At 43.3% G+C, this 17,225-nt stretch carries 15 protein-coding genes; 5 read left to right on the top strand and 10 right to left on the bottom strand.

What is annotated here, in order from left to right; all coding sequences use genetic code 11:
• Positions 1 to 8 precede the first annotated feature (8 nt).
• Positions 9 to 182: a hypothetical protein gene (locus tag HC643_RS05935; protein ID WP_153021531.1), complete on the bottom strand. Its 174-nt coding sequence runs from the start codon at positions 180 to 182 to the stop codon at positions 9 to 11.
• Positions 179 to 400 (bottom strand): hypothetical protein, encoded by a 222-nt coding sequence (locus HC643_RS05940; RefSeq protein WP_038084909.1) that lies wholly within the window; start codon positions 398 to 400, stop codon positions 179 to 181. Before HC643_RS05940 ends, HC643_RS05935 begins: the two co-directional genes overlap by 4 nt.
• 168 nt (positions 401 to 568) lie before the next feature.
• Between HC643_RS05940 and HC643_RS05945 the strand changes: the two genes are divergently transcribed.
• The 5 genes from HC643_RS05945 to HC643_RS05965 all read left to right on the top strand — a co-directional run bounded on the left by HC643_RS05945 (position 569) and on the right by HC643_RS05965 (position 7,504).
• Complete coding sequence (locus HC643_RS05945) at positions 569 to 1,876, top strand: chloride channel protein (protein WP_038084906.1); 1,308 nt, start codon at positions 569 to 571, stop codon at positions 1,874 to 1,876.
• A gap of 153 nt (positions 1,877 to 2,029) precedes the next feature.
• Positions 2,030 to 4,627: a DNA gyrase subunit A gene (gyrA, locus tag HC643_RS05950; RefSeq protein ID WP_038084904.1), complete on the top strand. Its 2,598-nt coding sequence runs from the start codon at positions 2,030 to 2,032 to the stop codon at positions 4,625 to 4,627.
• A 109-nt stretch (positions 4,628 to 4,736) separates the two neighbouring features.
• The gene (gene lnt, locus HC643_RS05955; RefSeq protein WP_050046458.1) at positions 4,737 to 6,302 is read left to right on the top strand and encodes an apolipoprotein N-acyltransferase; all 1,566 of its coding nucleotides are present in this window, start codon (positions 4,737 to 4,739) and stop codon (positions 6,300 to 6,302) included.
• Positions 6,303 to 6,452: 150 nt separating this feature from the next.
• Positions 6,453 to 6,809 carry an XRE family transcriptional regulator gene (locus HC643_RS05960; protein ID WP_237265841.1) on the top strand — a complete coding sequence of 119 codons (357 nt, stop codon included), beginning with the start codon at positions 6,453 to 6,455 and terminating at the stop codon, positions 6,807 to 6,809.
• Positions 6,810 to 7,081: 272 nt separating this feature from the next.
• Positions 7,082 to 7,504: an ester cyclase gene (locus HC643_RS05965; protein WP_162002269.1), complete on the top strand. Its 423-nt coding sequence runs from the start codon at positions 7,082 to 7,084 to the stop codon at positions 7,502 to 7,504.
• A 31-nt stretch (positions 7,505 to 7,535) separates the two neighbouring features.
• Here HC643_RS05965 and HC643_RS05970 read toward each other — a convergent pair whose 3' ends face one another.
• From HC643_RS05970 to HC643_RS06010, 8 genes are all read right to left on the bottom strand, one after another.
• Entirely contained in the window at positions 7,536 to 8,150 is a 615-nt protein-coding gene (locus HC643_RS05970) for a hypothetical protein (protein WP_050046457.1), read from the bottom strand.
• Between the two features lie 319 nt (positions 8,151 to 8,469).
• The gene (locus HC643_RS05975) at positions 8,470 to 10,107 is read right to left on the bottom strand and encodes a TrbI/VirB10 family protein (protein WP_038084892.1); all 1,638 of its coding nucleotides are present in this window, start codon (positions 10,105 to 10,107) and stop codon (positions 8,470 to 8,472) included.
• 28 nt (positions 10,108 to 10,135) lie between these two features.
• A complete protein-coding gene (locus tag HC643_RS05980) occupies positions 10,136 to 10,822 on the bottom strand; it encodes a hypothetical protein (RefSeq protein ID WP_038084890.1) in 687 nt (228 codons plus the stop codon).
• A gap of 49 nt (positions 10,823 to 10,871) precedes the next feature.
• A complete protein-coding gene (locus HC643_RS05985) occupies positions 10,872 to 11,705 on the bottom strand; it encodes a hypothetical protein (protein WP_038084887.1) in 834 nt (277 codons plus the stop codon).
• Between the two features lie 231 nt (positions 11,706 to 11,936).
• Positions 11,937 to 12,986 carry a hypothetical protein gene (locus HC643_RS05995; protein WP_038084884.1) on the bottom strand — a complete coding sequence of 350 codons (1,050 nt, stop codon included), beginning with the start codon at positions 12,984 to 12,986 and terminating at the stop codon, positions 11,937 to 11,939.
• A gap of 207 nt (positions 12,987 to 13,193) precedes the next feature.
• Complete coding sequence (locus HC643_RS06000) at positions 13,194 to 14,081, bottom strand: hypothetical protein (protein WP_038084881.1); 888 nt, start codon at positions 14,079 to 14,081, stop codon at positions 13,194 to 13,196.
• Positions 14,082 to 14,149: 68 nt separating this feature from the next.
• Positions 14,150 to 16,897 (bottom strand): hypothetical protein, encoded by a 2,748-nt coding sequence (locus HC643_RS06005; protein ID WP_038084878.1) that lies wholly within the window; start codon positions 16,895 to 16,897, stop codon positions 14,150 to 14,152.
• A complete protein-coding gene (locus HC643_RS06010) occupies positions 16,845 to 17,222 on the bottom strand; it encodes a hypothetical protein (RefSeq protein ID WP_050046375.1) in 378 nt (125 codons plus the stop codon). Before HC643_RS06010 ends, HC643_RS06005 begins: the two co-directional genes overlap by 53 nt.
• Between the last annotated feature and the right edge of the window lie 3 nt (positions 17,223 to 17,225).

A 17,225-nucleotide genomic window follows, 5' to 3' on the forward strand; every position in this document is an offset into this window, starting at 1 on the left:
GCTAATGGCTAATTGCTAATGGCTAATGGTGAGACCAGTGCTGCAGGCGTGTTTCCCGCGCCCTGACGACTGGTGAGTCCAGAGAAAGTAGGCGGGTTTCCCGCGCCGTAGGGGGACTGGCGAACAAGGGAGGGCGAACCCGTATAGCCCGAAGGGCTATTAGCAAATAGTTTAGCGATCATTCTTTAGTAAAACCAATCATTTCGTCGGTTGGTTCGTCAAGCATTTCCGGTACGACGGCTTGGTTATTTCTGAGTTCATCGGGTGATAGCGAAAGCAACACGTCATCCATTTTTGGAGGATGCTTGATACGATCCCGCATTTCGGGGCTTAATTGTGACTCATCAGTCTGTGGATTTGTTTTCTCAGCTTGATTGGGAGTTGTTTCGTCGCTGTACATGTATACTTACTTCTCCAACCTTGACATACCCTGAGCCTAAACCTTTGCCATAGATGCTACACACTACCTTGGGGCTTAAATTCAAATGCGTTTTTATCTCCCACACGCATTAGCATGGAAATATAAAGATTTCATAACATTTGTTTCGTTGAGAAAGGAATATCACTTGTGCTACCAAAGAATCGCCCTCCTTACGGACAAAATCAACGCCGGACTCTTCGTCAACTTTTTGGACTGGTAAAACGCAATCCCTTCACAATTTCTCGTTGGGTTTTATGCTGGGCTGTGGTAGGGACTGTTTGCGGTTTATTTGCGGGGTTGTACTGGAGTGTGCTGGAACTGATGTTCCATGAACTTGAAAAATTTCAAGGTTGGAGTCTGTTGCTCGTTATGCCACTCGCTGGTTTGGCGATTGGTTTAGTCATTCATTTTCTTGGCAATCCTGGTGAAATTGCTGCGATTGTTGATAACATCCATCTTCGGAATGGGCGGTTGGATGCTCGCAAAAATCCTTCTATGATTTTGGCTTCTTTGCTCAGCATCTCAGCAGGTGGTAGTGCTGGACCGGAAGCGCCACTCGTACAGGTAACAGGTTCTTTTGGGACTTGGGTTGCTGAGCGTTTGCGACTAGAAGGTGAAGATGTGAGGTCTATGAGTTTAGCTGCCATGGCTGCAGGCTTTACTGCTTTGTTTGGCGCACCTCTTGGTGGTGCTATGTTTGCTTTGGAAATTTTGCACCACCAACATATCGTTGAGTACTATGAAGCTTTAATGCCTGCTATTGTTTCTAGTTGTGCGAGTTATCTGGTTTTCGCTGCAATTACACGTTTGGGGATTGCTCCAACCTGGCATTTTCCGCAATATCACATAGACAGTATTGACGATTTTGCGCTAGCTATTGTCTTTGGAATTGTGGGGGTTATTGCTGGGTGGATGTTCATGGGTATTTTTCGAGCTTGCGATCGCATTTTTGCCCAAATCCCAGGACCTGTTTATTTTCGCACAACACTAGCTGGTTTGGGGCTTGGTTGTTTAGCGGCTGTCTTACCGCTGACACGTTATTTTGGACATCATGAATTAGAAGTTGTCCTCAATCAAAGCTTTCCGGCTGTTTTCTTGTTTGTACTGGTTTTGGCAAAAATGACATCTATTAGCGTAACTGTCACGGGAGGATGGCGTGGAGGATTTATCATTCCCCTATTTTTTACGGGCGCTTGTTTGGGTAAAGCTGTAGCTGGCTTAATTCCGGGATTGAATTCCACACTCGCCATGATTTGTACAATGGCGGCTATCAATGCCGCAGTAACGCGAACACCTATCAGTACAACCTTATTGCTGTCAAAATTAACAAATTTTAGTCCCTTCACTCCAATCTTGTTTGCCAGTTTGATTGGATTTTTTCTCGCTCCTAAAGTACCCTTGATCGAATCTCAACTCAAAAATCAATCTTCAGAAGTTCAGGTACCCGTGAATTAGCCATTAGTTACTGCTCACTGCTTCCCCCAGCAAACAGTAAAATATGCTAGAATTGTATCAAATTATGGCAGTTATTCAGCGTTAATTCGGAATAATTTTGCTTTTTTTTCAGTATAAAGGCTAAAATCTGCGATTTTTGGAGTTTTTTAGGTTATGACAACCTCTCAGGAGAGGATTATCCCGACCGATCTGGGGAACGAAATGTCCCGGTCTTATTTAGAGTACGCCATGAGCGTGATTGTAGGTCGGGCGCTGCCAGATGCCAGGGATGGTCTGAAACCTGTGCATCGTCGTATCCTCTATGCTATGCATGAATTGGGATTGACCGCAGATCGCCCTTTTCGTAAATGCGCTCGTGTAGTAGGGGAAGTATTGGGTAAATATCACCCTCACGGTGACACAGCGGTCTATGACGCTCTAGTGCGAATGGCGCAAGATTTTTCCATGAGATCGCCCTTAATTGCAGGGCATGGAAACTTCGGTTCTATAGACAACGATCCACCTGCGGCAATGCGATACACCGAATGCCGCTTGCAAGCTTTAACGAGTGACGCTCTACTACAAGATATTGAGTCAGAAACTGTCGATTTTGTAAATAACTTCGACGGTTCCCAGCAAGAACCAACTGTTTTGCCCGCACGGGTTCCACAGCTGCTACTTAATGGTTCTTCCGGGATTGCCGTGGGTATGGCAACCAATATTCCCCCTCATAATTTGGGTGAGTTGATTGATGGATTGGTAGCACTGATTCACAATCCAGATATTAACGATACTCAATTAATGCAGTATATTCCCGGTCCTGATTTTCCAACAGGTGGTCAGATTTTGGGTACCGGACCAATTAAAGAAGCCTATACTATAGGGCGCGGTTCAATAACCATGCGCGGTGTGGCACAAATTGAAACTATAGAACAAAGGGGAAGACCGGATAGAGAAGCAATAATTGTTACTGAATTGCCTTACCAAACTAACAAAGCAGCACTGATTGAAAAAATCGCTGAGTTGGTAAATGACAAGAAAATAGAGGGAATTGCAGATATTCGAGATGAGAGCGATCGCGATGGTATGCGAATCGTGATTGAACTCAAACGGGACGCTTATCCCAGGGTTGTCCTCAACAATCTCTACAAACAAACGCCAATACAAGCCAACTTTGGGGCGAATATGCTGGCGCTTGTCAATGGCGAGCCGCAGGTTCTCACCCTCAAGCAATTCTTGCAAGTCTTTCTAGATTTCCGTATAGAAGCCATCACCAAACGCACGCAGTATGAACTGCGGAAAGCTGAAGAACGCGACCATATTTTGCAAGGGTTATTGATTGCTCTCTCGCACTTAGATGAAATTATTAACTTAATTCGCCATGCTCCTGACGCGCCTACAGCAAAAGGAGAGTTAGTCTCAACCTACGGACTCTCTGAAGTGCAAGCCGATGCAATTTTGCAGATGCAACTGCGGCGTTTGACAGCTTTGGAAGCAGATAAAATTCGCTTGGAACACGAAGAATTACAAGCCCTCATTACCGATCTGCGCGATATTCTCGCACGTCGAGAGCGAATTTTGGAAATCATTGAGAATGAGGTGAAGCATCTCAAAGAGAAATACGCAACGCCTCGCCGTACAGTCATTTCGCCTTTAGAAGGGGAAATAGATGATCGGGACTTGATTGCCAATGAAAAGGTTGTCATTTTAGTGACAGAACAAGGCTATATCAAACGGATGCCGGTCAACACCTTTGAGGCGCAAAGCCGCGCAACTAGAGGCAAAGCCGCAGCAAAGATGAAAGAAGATGATGGGGTTGAGCATTTCCTGACTTGCTGCGACCACGATAGTGTTTTGTTCTTTAGCGAGCGAGGTGTTGTTTACTGCCTGAAAACCTATCAAATACCCGTAAGTTCTCGTACCAGCAGGGGAACACCAATTGTCCAATTGCTACCCGTTCCTAAAGAGGAAAAAATTACCTCAATAGTTCCCGTAACGGAGTTTAGCAGCGATGAATATTTGGTCATGCTGACTAACGGTGGCTACATCAAGAAAACTGAATTGGCAGCGTTTAGTAATATTCGTGCCAATGGCTTGATTGCTATTTCTCTAGAAGAAGGGGATCAACTCCGTTGGGTGAGAAGAGCAAGAGTGGAAGATAGCGTTATCATTGGCTCGCGCCGGGGGATGGCAATTCACTTTAGATGCAATCACGAACAACTGCGTCCTTTGGGACGGGCGACTCGTGGGGTAAAAGCTATGAAACTGCGCGATAAAGATGAACTGGTGGGAATGGATATTCTTCCAGCAGCGATTCTTGCTACTTTAAATACAGACATAGAAACTGAAATCGAGGAAGTCGAAACGGAAGAACTCCTTGAGGTTGATGCAAATGAAGAATCTGTAGAAGTTGCAGGTAACGGCAGTACTGGTCCGTGGGTGTTGGTGATTACAATGGGAGGGTATGGCAAGCGCGTACCGGTTTCCCAGTTCCGCCTGCAAAAACGTGCCGGTCAGGGTATCATGGCGACTAAATTCAAAAACCGCAAAATCAAAGACCAATTGGCAACCTTACATATCGTAAACAATGATGATGCGGAGATTATGATGGTCACCAGTCGCGGTATCATCATTCGTCAGGCGGTGAATGCGATTTCAATTCAATCGCGATCGGCAACTGGGGTACGAGTGCAGCGCCTTGACGAAGATGACGTTATCACGGGAGTGGCAATAGTTCCCCCCGATACTGTTGATGCAACCGAAGCAGAGTAAGCAGACCAGACAAGGAGATATGGAGACACGGGGACGCAGGGAATTTTTGAAAGCAACTCTCCACGTTCTAAAAAACCGTGTCTTCATTTCCTTTGCCAGCGGAATTTTGATGGGGTTGACGGTTGCACCTTTTGGTGCATGGTTCTTCACATGGATTGCCCTTGCTCCCCTATGGGCAATCGTTGTTAATTCTGCACAACGAAATAACTCATCTCCCCTTCACCTCATCTCCCCCTCCCTAGCCTGGGGTATTGGTTATCACGGAATTGCCTTATCTTGGATTACCGGAATTCACCCCATGACTTGGATGGGAGTTCCTTGGTTGGCAAGTTTGGCGATCGCTTTATTTTGCTGGACGTTCATTACCTTGTGGGGAGCAGCATTAGTTGCTACTTGGGCAACTTGTTTCTCCTTGGTTTTAAATTTTCAAGTTTGGACGCACCGTAAATTCAAATCCTTTTCCCCCTCCGCTCCTCCCCCTCTCGTTCGCGTTTTGATTGGTACGGGTATCTGGTGCGGATTAGAAGCACTTTGGAGTGCGGGACCGTTGTGGTGGACTTCTCTTTCTTACACGCAAAGCCCGCAGAATCTTGTCATTTTACATTTAGGTCAACTGTCTGGACCGAGTGCGGTGACTGCGGCTATTGTGGCAGTGAATGGTTTGCTTGCGGAAGCATGGATAAACCGTAGAGGCGCAGAGAACACAGAGAAAAGAACGCAATTTCTGACCTCTGCGCCTCTGCGCCTCAGTTATTTAGTTTCTGCGGTTGCATTATTCATTTTGCTCCATCTCATTGGTTTGAGTTTATACAGCCGTCCTTTAGTTCAGCAACCAGAAGCAGCGTTGAAAGTGGGGATTGTTCAGGGGAATGTTCCTAATGAAATCAAGCTTTTTCGAGAAGGTTTTCGTCGTGCTATTGAAGGTTACACCACAGGTTATGTCACCCTAACAGATCGAGGTGTTGATGCCGTGCTAACTCCAGAGGGTGCTTTGCCTTTTTTCCAAAACGAGATCGTGACAAGCTCTTTAGTAGACGCGGTGCGGGAAAAAAAGAAAGTTGCTTGGATTGGAGGTTTTTATAGAGATGGGCGCAGTTATACAAACAGCTTGTTTACAGTTACGGGCAGTGGTGTGATTTTTAGCCGCTACGGCAAAGTTAAGATGGTACCGATTGGGGAGTATGTTCCTTTCGAGGAAATTTTGGGTGGTCTGATTGACCGTTTGTCACCTTTGAAGGAACACCAGGTTGCAGGGAAGCAAAATCAAGTATTTGACACCCCTTTTGGTCGTGCTATTGTCGGAATTTGCTATGAATCGGCTTTTTCCGAACATTTCCGCCGTCAAGCTGCGGTAGGGGGAGAATTTATACTCGGACCTTCTAATGATGCTCACTACAGTGCTGCTATGCCGACGCAGCATCACGCACAGGATATTATGCGGGCTATTGAAACTGATAGATGGGCGGTGAGGGCAACAAATACGGGATATTCAGCTTTTGTCGATCCTCACGGTAGGACATTGTGGATATCGGGACACAATACTTACGAAGTTCATGCAGAAACAGTGTATCGTCTTCAAAGTAAGACTTTATACGTGCTTTGGGGTGATTGGTTGACGCCCTTATTGTTAGGATTGGGCGGTTTGGGATGGTTTGTGGGAAATCGGTTTTCGTAATTTTTTGACACTCTCCTGCCTAAAGTTATGTCGTTTACAACACCACTGCCATAAATCTGGGATGAGTAAGAAACGGTTTTACAAGCAGCTTATTAAAAAGGCTGATGAACGCTTCGACAATCATTTGCTCCAGTTAAAGGAGGAGAACGAATGACAATGACTAAAGGGAAAATCTTGCAAGATATATGGGATAATTTGCCAGAAGATCGTAAGCAACGAATACAGGATCGGGCTGAAGAATTAGAAGCTGAATATCTCTGTTTGCAGGAACTGCGAAAAGCCGCAGGACTAACGCAGGCGGAAATTGCACGAAGCTTGCGAATGCCGCAATCTAACGTGTCACGTCTGGAAAGAGAGTCTGATATGTTGCTGTCTACTTTGAGGAACTACATTGATGCTATGGGAGGCAATCTAACTATTGTAGTTGAGCTTCCGAATAAGCCACCTGTTCGTCTAAATACATTAAGTGACCTTGTAAGCCAGGACGTAGACAGTAAAATATGTTAAGAAAAAATATGCTGAGAAAAAGAAGGGTAGTCTATTAACTGCGAGTTAGTCTTACTTTATTGTCTGGAGGATATTTTTGAGATAAAGGTTCGTGATACGGGCAATTAGATTTCTGACTAAATCAGACAATTTAAGAAAATAGTTTTTTTAAAAGTAAACATTCCTGACTTTTTCATACTGTTGTTTTGTCAAGAACAACTTATTTTTGACTTATGGTATGGCTAGTACCAACAATTGTAAATTTTGTAAATGAAATTATAGGAACTAATCCGATGTCAACACAACAAAATAAAGAGATTGCTCGAAAATTCTGCGACCAGACTTGGGGAAAGGGAAATTTGGCAATAGTAGACGAACTTGCCAGTCGTGACTTTAAAGTTTCTTATCCCATACTGCCTGAAGTATTAGACCGTGAGGGGTTTAAAGTGTGGGTTGCTGATACTCACACGGGATTGCCAGATCTACAGTTTACAATTACGGATGCGATCGCTGAAGGAGAAAAGGTAGCTATTATCTGGACTGCTCGAGGCACTCATAAAGGCGAGATAAAATTTCTCAATCTTCCTCCAACATTCAAATCTGCATCATGGGGCGGGATAAGTATTTATCGCATTGTTGAAGGTAAGGTTGTTGAAGAGCAAGGACAAGAAGATGCATTGGGAGTTTTTCAACAACTTGGTTTAATTCCTACCTGATAACTGCGGTTTTGTCTTTGCTTTACAAACGTTAGTCGTTTCGCCTTTCGACTCCCGTATTTCCATAATTTTGTCTGTTGTTTCCTCTTATGCAAGATCCTGCGCCAGCATAGGAGGGATCGGCGAAAACAGCTAAGGTATTATATTCGGGCGCACCTTCTCCGTAGTTGACTCGGAAGGTGTACAACTTTCTTTGTCCTTGCTTTTCAGTCACCACGGTCAGCAGTGTGGAGTTCGTGTTGGGAAGCCCCGGAATGTTAAGTTTTTGAATTCGTCTGAGGTGAATGACACTTGCTGCTGAGCTTTCACAATCTCCTGTTTCTGACCCTTGTTGACCAAACTGCAAGCACATAGGACCATCAAAATCTAATGTAACTTTGGACGGGTCATCTAACCAAACTTTTTTAATTGTCTCGCCAGCTTGAATAAAGCTTAAGTTCGTCCCTTGTTGAAACCAAACTGTAATATCGGGTATTGCGCCTCCTAAACCCTGAGCTTGGCAGGAAAATATGGAACGCAAGACAGCGTTATTTGCTAAGGCACTACTTGCTAGCAATAACATTGCCACTGAGAAAAAGAAGGAAGCTAGAGGGAGGAAATAAGGATTGTTTGGGGTGTTTTCTGGAATGTTGGTCTTGTCGTTCATAGTAGCTTTTTGATTTTCAAGCACACCCTGTAGCAGATGGACGTGGATATTTTGTTTTTACGTTAGGTGTATCAGTCGCTGAAATTTTTCGACCTTACAGCAATTTTTGAGTTTAATAAAACCAATCTTATAGGGTGTAAAGCAGCGCGTTACCCAGAGTAGTGCCTTGTCCTGGAGTTACCCCCGTTGAAGCAACTGTGGAGTATCCTCGCCCGCCCTTTGCTCTGGAAAGGGCAGAGATGCCCATTCCACAAAAAATTATGTGATTTATTCACTTGAAAATTATACTCATAAAGTTTGCGTATGAACTTGGTAGCCGTTAAAATTGCGTAGCTCGATCGACTCTAACTTCCATTTTTGTGCCTGCTGGTAGATACCAAATATTAGTTCTCTGTGCTCTTTGAGACTGTGTCTGTTGAATGCGTCGGGTTAATTCCGGAACGATAGATCTCATACCACCATCAGCAACCGCAGCTGCAATATTGTCTTGGTTCTCATCCTCACAAATATAATCGCGATCGTTGTTACTATTTATGTATTCATAACGGCACGTTCTCCTTTGACGGTTAATAATTTCTCCCGCCTTTTGAGCACCTCCAAAGGCAAATAGCATCACATCACGCCCGATAGACGATCCTCCTTTACCGGAATACTGCGTTGCCACTGGAGGTCTACCACCCGCCCCACTAACTGTCAATGCATCTTGCGGTACACTCTTTTCTACACGCTCGCCATTTTCTTGCCAGATCACTTTATCTACATCAAGATCTACCAACCCACCTTCAGAAATAGAACTCACTTTAGTGTGTAGTTCTGCCTTTGCTGGTATAACGACAGAACCGTCTTCAGCTTTTAATGGTTCCCTAAGTTGCACCACAAATACTTGATTGTTACTATTGTTCTCACGACCTCTATTGACCGATCCATATAGACCTTTGACTAAAGTAGCCTTGGCACTACTTCCTACCACTGTCGATTTAGATGCTTTGGTTCTCCTCTGTGCTACCAGGCTATCTGTCTCTGAAGGCGCTATTCTAACAGGAGGTCTGGGAGTGACTAGAGGTTGTGGTGCTGGTATATCATTAGGTCTGCTAGCGATTGTTGCATTGCTGGTATTTTGATTATCGGGAGTAGATACTTGACCGTAGCTACCCAATTTCGCCAATCTTGACCATTCCTGAAGGGGATCTGATGTTGGTGGTGAAGTAAATTCTACAGATGACCCAAGTGGCGGCGGAACTGGTGGGAGTTCGGCTGGTAGAGTCGGTGTTCTGGCTGCAACTTGAGGCGCTCTAACGGGGCGATCGACTGTTACAATTCTATCTCGATAAACAGTTCTCACTACGGGTGAGGCTGGTATCCTTTGTACTATCACCCTTGGTTTTTCTCGGGAAGAATCTCGCGATGCCAACTCTGGATTCGATCTCGCCGCAATTCGAGAGGTGTCTGGTTTTAAGGTTCTGAGTTGTTGTTGTGCTGCTTTGACGGCTGCTGCTTGTTCGGTGAGAGCAAGTTTTGATTTCAGTGCTTCATTTTCTCTTTCAAGCTGCTCTAGGCGTGATTCTGGTTTGGGTTGCGGTGGTGCTTCAGTTATTGAACTGCGATTTTGACTGCTAGGCTTATTGTTGGTACCGCTCATTAACTGTGTCAAAAACGTACCAGCGACGATAACTACAGTCAAAGTAGCAGCCCCCACCAACCCCAACTTGGCAAAGGGATTGGACGATAGGGGTTGAGTTGTTTGAAGTTCTTGTGGTTCTTGTGGTTCAGAAAGGGATGGCTGTCTTACAGGAACTTCACCCCCGTCAGAAGAAGATGGAGATTCTTCTTCCAAACCAACTAATCTTGCCATCCGTGCTTCTAGATCGGAAGAGTCTTCAGGTTGAAAATCACCCGAATTATAAGGGGTATCTTCTGAATCACTAAAAGAGTGAGAGGGAGTTTGGTATGTAGTCATTGTATTATGTATGTAGATAAGCTTTACTTTAAGAGCACTTTCGATCTGTTATCTCACATATATTGTATATTTCCAGTTTTGCTTCACCGAGGCGATGTACTGCTAAATCCAGAGGAAGTGGGACTTTGGGTAGCGATGTTATCTGTTCGTCTACTGCTTGAACTAAAATTTGTTTCCGAAAAGGAGAGGTATCTCCTAAAGGGTCAGCACTTGTAAAAACTATGTGATTGCCAATTATCTCTACCTTCCACTTACCATCCTCACCCTCAACCTTTGTTGGTTCAGAGATTCTTTGTACCACCAACACAGATTCAGTTCCTTTATTAATATTTCCTGCTTGATTTTCTGGAATTAATTTATTAACTTCTAGCTCGAATCTTTGCCTCGCCTGACCTGTTAGCAATTGAGAACTCAATTGCCAGACTGTTCTGGGCGGCTGTTTTTGCGACCAGGTCAGCATTAAGGTCATGGTTTCGCCCACAAAGCGTCGAATCGTCGCTGGGTTTCGCTCTAAATTCTGTTTGGGGTCTGCTGTTATGGCACTACCATCAGCAAGTTGCACCAAACTTTGAGTTGTATTTCTACGATTCAACTGCTGCAACATCGAACCATGATACATAAGTACTAGCAAAGCTAACAGATTTAGACCGAACGTTGCTACTGCTAACAGTGGTAATATGTTTGTTTTTTTGTTTTCCTGTTTAAGTAACTGCATTTAGTATTCATTATTTAATTCGATGTTTTCTCAGACTAATAAATGTCATTTATCTAATAAAGCTTTCAGAATTTTCTATATTTTCTTGGCAAGAATTATTTCCTGTTGAACCTCCATATCCATCTAGCAAACACAAATTACGTATTTCAGATATTTCCATCTTTTCAGCACGGATTGCGTAAACTGCTTTTTGCAAGTTTGTCATCAAGTCGGCTTGTGGATATCCAAATGTATTAACTGCTTTCACAATCACATCTTTATTAAAAGGAACTATTACTTTTTTATCTTCTTGAAAGCGCTTCTTTTGCACGAGATCTGCAACTATACCAACTCGCCACAACCCAGGCTCTATTTTTTCAGGACGAGAAACTTGTTTGATAACTAACTGCCCTGACATGGCTTGGCTGGGGTTGTTAGAGAAGACTTCAAGTGGGGTTAGGTCTGCAATTTGTCTTAAAAAATCTTGGCGTAAATCTTCTGATAAGGCAAAACTGGCAATCCAACTGCTTGTTGCAACTTTCTTGTTGAAGCCTTGTGGCGTTTTAATAGAGATTCCTTCATCTGGTAGGGGTTTTGTCGCTTGTTCTACGGTTTGTACTGGTAGCGTTCCCGACCAGTTAAACAAGGATGCCATTGTGTTGGTCACGAATTGGCGAATGGCTTGTGGTTCTCGCTCTAAATCTTCAGCTTCAGTAATAGCGATCGCTTTACCATCAATGAGTTGTACAAAGGTAGGAGATTTTTCCAAACTGAGTTTGCGAATAGTCAATCCTTGAACGATCAGTAGAAATATCACGAATAGATGCAAACCGAAGGTGAGGAAGGCAAAGGCTCCCAAAACGCTCCCAGTTCGTTTTTGTTTTTTTTCTAGTAAACTTACCATCGATTCATCCCCTTTCCCAATCTTCTCCAGCCTTTGTTTTGGTAGCCTCTGTTGTTAACTTTGCCCGATCGCCTGCTATCAATACTACTTGGAGTTAGTCTTTATTATAGGTATACAATCCAACATATCGCCATACCGATTTGATGGGAGATTTTGGGAATTGCTGTCTGGGCGATCGCTTCGCGCTTCGGCGCAAGCCGTACCCAGATCGCTCTCTAGTATACTCACACCCTAAACCCTGTCCCTCACTAACAAAGTCGTACTGCTGATAGTGTTGAAGACTGCTAGTCCGCCAACACCAGCCAAAACCAAAGATAAAATTGGTGCTAATATTCCCAAAAAAATGATAAACCACATTAAATCTGGATCTGCACTGACATCTTCTGCAGGTCCGTTAATAATTACCGCTGCCGTTAACACAGCAATAATACTGAATGAAATTTTAGCAATTCCGGCGGATAAAAACCCTGTCAGCCAAGCAAAAATTGGTTTTCCAGATACAGGAAGCAATGAACCACCCACCGCTAGCGGTCCCAAGACTGCCAGCAGAAGCATTGTTGATTCTATCAGATTTTGGAAAGCAAATTGTAAGGAAATTAAAAAACTTTTGATACTTGTTTGTACTGTCGCACCTACGAAAGAGTTTAATGCCAGTTCCGATTCATTTCCAGGATTATCTATAACTAAATTCACTTTAGTTTCAAGTCTATTTATCCAATTTTTATCACCATATAAACTTCTATATTCCCCCCAGAGATAATCAATTTTTCTCCGAGCTTCTGTGAAACATTGAGTTTGCTGTACGCCAGTCAGTGTCTGACAGGGACGCAAGTAAGAGCCAACAATTTCTTCAGCAATGCTCAAATTGAGTGCTTGCTGGTAAGTTTGATTGCTGTCGCCTGCTTGCACGACTTGCTGATTCACATTATTGATAAAATTCCGCAACCCTAATGTCAGATTGGATAGTATGGTTCCATTTCCAGGATTAGCTAACAGTATAACTACAATAAATGGCCAAATCAAAGCTGATATCGGTCGAGAATATTCGTTATCTAAGACATCTCTCAGCCATTGCATCATGAATAAGAGCAAAGTTCCGACTGCAAAGAAGATACCTAAATTTGTTAGCGAACCATACAAATTATTATTCGTATTATTTTGTAATAAATCCACCCATTGACTGTTCCAGCTATCAGCAAGACTTTGTGTAGTTGTTGTCCCCCCGTTAAGAATATCATTCACAACAATTTGTGCGAAAAAGTTTAAACTATCCAGCCACATTTCTACTCTCCATATCTCACTCCTTACTTTTGATAACAGGCGAGACGCCTATCGTAAACAACTCCTCTGATTCCTCTTGTCCTCTCTTTCCCAGCTAGAACCTAAGAATAATGTCTCAAGCAAGGTTCTGTCTCACATGGATCGTAGTTTTCCTCTCGTTCCCTCTACCCAGGCTCAAGCTGACAGGAGAGTATGGAGATTCATGGATCATTGGTCATCAGTGACTGTTGATGAAACCTGACTTCTAACTCCTAGCAAATCAGCTTGAGAAGTTGCTCTCAAAAGTTGCGCCGCCTCTGCAGATGCATCAACTCTTCTAGCACGATTTGCTTCTTCCATCTGCTGGGAAATATTTGCCAGATTCAAATTTGAATATTGCTGAAACTGATTTCCTTGTATTGTTAGCCCCAAAGTTTCCCCAAGTATTTTGGATTGCTCGCGCTGAATGATGAGGTTTTGTAACTGTATGTTTGCTTGAGTTACATTTGCACAATTGGTAGCATTACTAGCAGCACCACCAGTAGCACCATTAGTAGCAGTGCTTACAGCTTGACAAGCAGAGGTGACAATTTGATCTAGGATGCTTTTACTTTCTTCAGCATTTTCGACAGCTTTCTCAATAGTTTCAACGGAATTTTCTGTACTTTCTAACTTTGCTTTTGACCGTTCTTGTCCGCGTTCACCCAAAATGCTGTCCACAACGCCGAGAGTCAATTGGCGGGTAATTTCATTAGCAGCTATTGTTGCTTGTACCCCTGGATTATTCTCAAAAGTGCCTGAAGTATTGTCAAATATTTGTTCTCGAAAGCGGTTTCCTGCGGCAATTGGGTTCGGTATTCTACCTTCTTGAATATAATTGGATGCCGAATAATCGATCGCTGCTTTAATCTCTGATTCTACAACTCTTGAGGGGTTGGGAATATTATCATAATTATTGCCGGGATATGTTTCATTTCCCAAGTAAGACTGTAAATCTTTAGCATACTCTTGAAAATCCAGCCAAACTTTCCCCAAAGATGGTTGGGAGAATTGTGCCATAGCTGGTAATATTCCTATTAATGCCAAGCAAGAAGCAAAAAGGATAGTTTTTTTCATAAATTTGTAGAAATAGAGGTTAAGGAAGAGAGATCTTATCGTGACCGATCTGTATTTTGCCCGCATTCTTAAGATCCCCTTAGTGAAGCGACTAACTGGCGTGCAAACACAGAAATTGCTTCATACTTATCACTGTAGCGCTGCATAGTTTCTGTACGTGCCGATTGTTCGTGAGGGTTATTAGCCACAACTGCCAATTGTTCAAATCCGGGATAATAACGACAGAAAGTATAAATTCCATTGTCATCTAACAACCATTGGCTGTAAACGCCCTCTTTGCGAGGGAAAAAACTTTCTGAGGCATTGCGAACAATAATTTCTCGAGGATATTTTAAAATACTCGTGAAACTATCAACAGCTACTGGTTGGATGCGACCAATTAATCGCGTTGATAGGTTTTGCAAAATTTTAGAAGATGCTTTGGATTTGGCAATGGTATCTGGGTCTTGTGCTGATAAAATAACCCTAATACCCGCTTTGGCTCCGTTGGCACAGATTCTTCCTACCAAGCTGGCAATTTGCTCGAATTCAAAGAGAATTGGAGCTTCATCAATAAAGAATATTGAAGATGGACTGCTTAAGGCGCGTCGCAATGCTGCTGAATATGCACTTAAGGAGAGTATTGCAGCATCTTCATTATCGGAGAGGTTTCTCAGAGCAAAAACCAAAAGGGGTGCATCGGTGGGGAAGCTAGAGGGCGCGGAAATTGCTTGTCCTACTCGGCTTGAAAGCCAAAACCGCAAGCGCAGATGAATTTGATTGAGTGCATCCTCAACTCTACCTCCTATAGAATCTAGCTGTAGGTGTTCCGGAGAGCAAAATACGAGAAAATCTTGTAAGGTAGGGGTTTTTTGCCATGCTTGGGAGCCAAAGCCCTCTTCTATAGCTTCTCGATAGCGCTGTTTGATACCTTCATCAGTAAAGAAAGCTCCTAAAGCTAAATTGAGAATGGAGCGCACTGTTTGTGTTAAAAGTTGATTTTCAGATGATGAGCCTAAAATCATGGTCATGAGAGCTGATTCTAGGAATCCTACATAATCAAGCATGCGATCGCGCTGTTCGTCTCGAGAAAGCGATCGCAAATCTGGCTGTTCAAACAAATTATTCGATTGTTTGGAAATATCAAAATACGCCCCCTTCCTTCCCATGAATTCTGTATAGTCGGTAAAGGTAGAAGTCCCATCGGGTTTGGGATAATCCAAGGCTACTACAGGAATATTGTGCGCTAAAGCTTGAGTTAAAATACCGGATACCAATACCGATTTACCAGCGCGAGTTGTCGCAAACAGCGCCAAATTTTTATGCTGGTTAAACAAATCTAAATGAACGGGTGTTCCCCCTTCTTCTGCTATCAATTCAAAGCCTCGTTTATCGCCTGCTTTCGTTAGAGTTAAAGGCATTAATCCTTGCACTTCGCTAGTTAAATAAAGCTGGCGTCGGTTGAAAGGTTTTGCTAGCAACCCTTCCCACACTATAGGTAGTGTTTGCAGCCAAATTTTCCAAGCATATTCTGTTTCTCTCACGACTTGCGCCGGACGTTGAAAACAACTTTCTATATACTTTGTCGCCTCGTCTAATTTTTCCAGATTTGGCCGATGGACTAGAATAGCTACAGATGTATAAATCGGTACGGCTCCTTCATACAATTGCTCTTGCGCCGCTACCGATTTCCTCAGCTTTAATTGAGCGTTGACATCAATTGTTTTGCTTTTTTCTTGCGCCGTCAGTGCTGTTATATTCGACTGCTTCAAAACCCTTTGCAAAGTTGTTTTTACTAAAGCGGGGTTAGCAGCACTCAACTGACAAAAAATTTCTGTATCAACAACTGTTTCTCTTGCAAGTAGTTCCCATAAATAGCGCAATTGAGCAGATTTATTCTGCCACCCGCCGGGTTTTTCCAAAAATGTCATCACGCCAACGTAGTTATTGTTAACATGAACCCAACGGCGATCGGCGCATGGTATGCTAGACTCCATCAGCAGTGTTGTACTGTGGAGATTATCTATCAGTAATTTAGTACTTGCTAAGTCCGAATAAACTTGTTCGTGCAGTCCATTTTCATCTAAGATTAGCAACTGAGGAATATTTATGGGCTGGGTGTCATTAAATCGCCTCCAAATTTCCTGCCAAAGCTCGACAGCATTCAAAGGCTTAATATTCAATCCCATTTGATTGGAGAGAAGTTGCTCCCAGCGCCGAAACCCTTCTTTATAAGCAGTCGCGATCGTAGCTTCAGTTTGCTCGTTTCTGACATCTACAAAATCACCTTTGAATTTTAACCACCACTGTTCGCCTCTCGCTAACAGTTTTTCTATCCAATCATTCGTTGCTGTCGCACTTGGTTCAACAGTGTACGTTACATAAACCCGGAGAAATTTTGGTTTGCGGATTCCAGCACGAGTCAGTTCTTTAATACGAGCCCGTTCCGCCATGAGCAAATATTTTATATCAGGTGTTGGAGCGCGTTTTATCAGAGAAGCCAGTTCTTGTTGTCGCTGTTTATCGGAACTAAAAGACCCCATGTGAAAGGTAATTCTTTCTTCCCCAGGGATATCTTTTAAACCAACCTCAATATTATGGCAAATTGTCTCGATTTGATCTGTGGTTAATGTAGTATGAATACCTTGGCATTCAAAGCCAAAAACAAAGCAGAATCGATCTTTTTGAGTGCCCTTTGTCAAAATATAAGCACCAATATCTCTACCATCAAGCGCAACACGTAGCATTGTAGCTAAATGTAAGGCATCTTCAAAAGGTGTGAGTCTACTTTCTCGACCCGCGATGCCTACGCTTTGTTTTCCTATTTTTTCTTTCATAATGAGACTCTAGAAAACTTTTATAACGAGCGGTGCCTCTTGTCCAGGTCGGAACACCTATAAACTTACTCAAAAACCGCCAACTTCTGCCCCCCGTTAATATCCACCAAGTTCCCATACCCCATCCAGCAATTAAGATGGTCCACAACCATTTTTGCCATTCATCTCGGAATGCACCTCCAAAAAAACCGTTAACAATCATGTAGGAGAGAAGGGCAATTATCGTCCAGGGAAAGATTTGATCGGCAGGAATTGGTCCTAAGGAAGGTTGGCTTCCCAGAATTTGGTTGACAGGTCGAAATTCTTTGTCTCGGTCATCAGCCATAAC

Origin of the sequence: Tolypothrix bouteillei VB521301, from assembly GCF_000760695.4 — a bacterium.
GTDB lineage: Bacteria > Cyanobacteriota > Cyanobacteriia > Cyanobacteriales > Nostocaceae > Scytonema > Scytonema bouteillei_A.

Bases quoted from the DNA above. Each gene is read 5' to 3' on its own strand.
- HC643_RS05940 (WP_038084909.1), bottom strand. From the start codon at position 400: ATGTACAGCGACGAAACAACTCCCAATCAAGCTGAGAAAACAAATCCA.
- gyrA (WP_038084904.1), top strand. From the start codon at position 2,030: ATGACAACCTCTCAGGAGAGGATTATCCCGACCGATCTGGGGAACGAA.
- HC643_RS06005 (WP_038084878.1), bottom strand. From the start codon at position 16,897: ATGAAAGAAAAAATAGGAAAACAAAGCGTAGGCATCGCGGGTCGAGAA.
- HC643_RS05980 (WP_038084890.1), bottom strand. From the start codon at position 10,822: ATGCAGTTACTTAAACAGGAAAACAAAAAAACAAACATATTACCACTG.
- HC643_RS05970 (WP_050046457.1), bottom strand. From the start codon at position 8,150: ATGAACGACAAGACCAACATTCCAGAAAACACCCCAAACAATCCTTAT.
- HC643_RS05935 (WP_153021531.1), bottom strand. From the start codon at position 182: ATGATCGCTAAACTATTTGCTAATAGCCCTTCGGGCTATACGGGTTCG.
- HC643_RS06010 (WP_050046375.1), bottom strand. From the start codon at position 17,222: ATGGCTGATGACCGAGACAAAGAATTTCGACCTGTCAACCAAATTCTG.
- HC643_RS05985 (WP_038084887.1), bottom strand. From the start codon at position 11,705: ATGGTAAGTTTACTAGAAAAAAAACAAAAACGAACTGGGAGCGTTTTG.
- HC643_RS05995 (WP_038084884.1), bottom strand. From the start codon at position 12,986: ATGTGGCTGGATAGTTTAAACTTTTTCGCACAAATTGTTGTGAATGAT.
- HC643_RS05975 (WP_038084892.1), bottom strand. From the start codon at position 10,107: ATGACTACATACCAAACTCCCTCTCACTCTTTTAGTGATTCAGAAGAT.
- HC643_RS05965 (WP_162002269.1), top strand. From the start codon at position 7,082: ATGTCAACACAACAAAATAAAGAGATTGCTCGAAAATTCTGCGACCAG.
- lnt (WP_050046458.1), top strand. From the start codon at position 4,737: ATGGGGTTGACGGTTGCACCTTTTGGTGCATGGTTCTTCACATGGATT.
- HC643_RS06000 (WP_038084881.1), bottom strand. From the start codon at position 14,081: ATGAAAAAAACTATCCTTTTTGCTTCTTGCTTGGCATTAATAGGAATA.
- HC643_RS05960 (WP_237265841.1), top strand. From the start codon at position 6,453: ATGACAATGACTAAAGGGAAAATCTTGCAAGATATATGGGATAATTTG.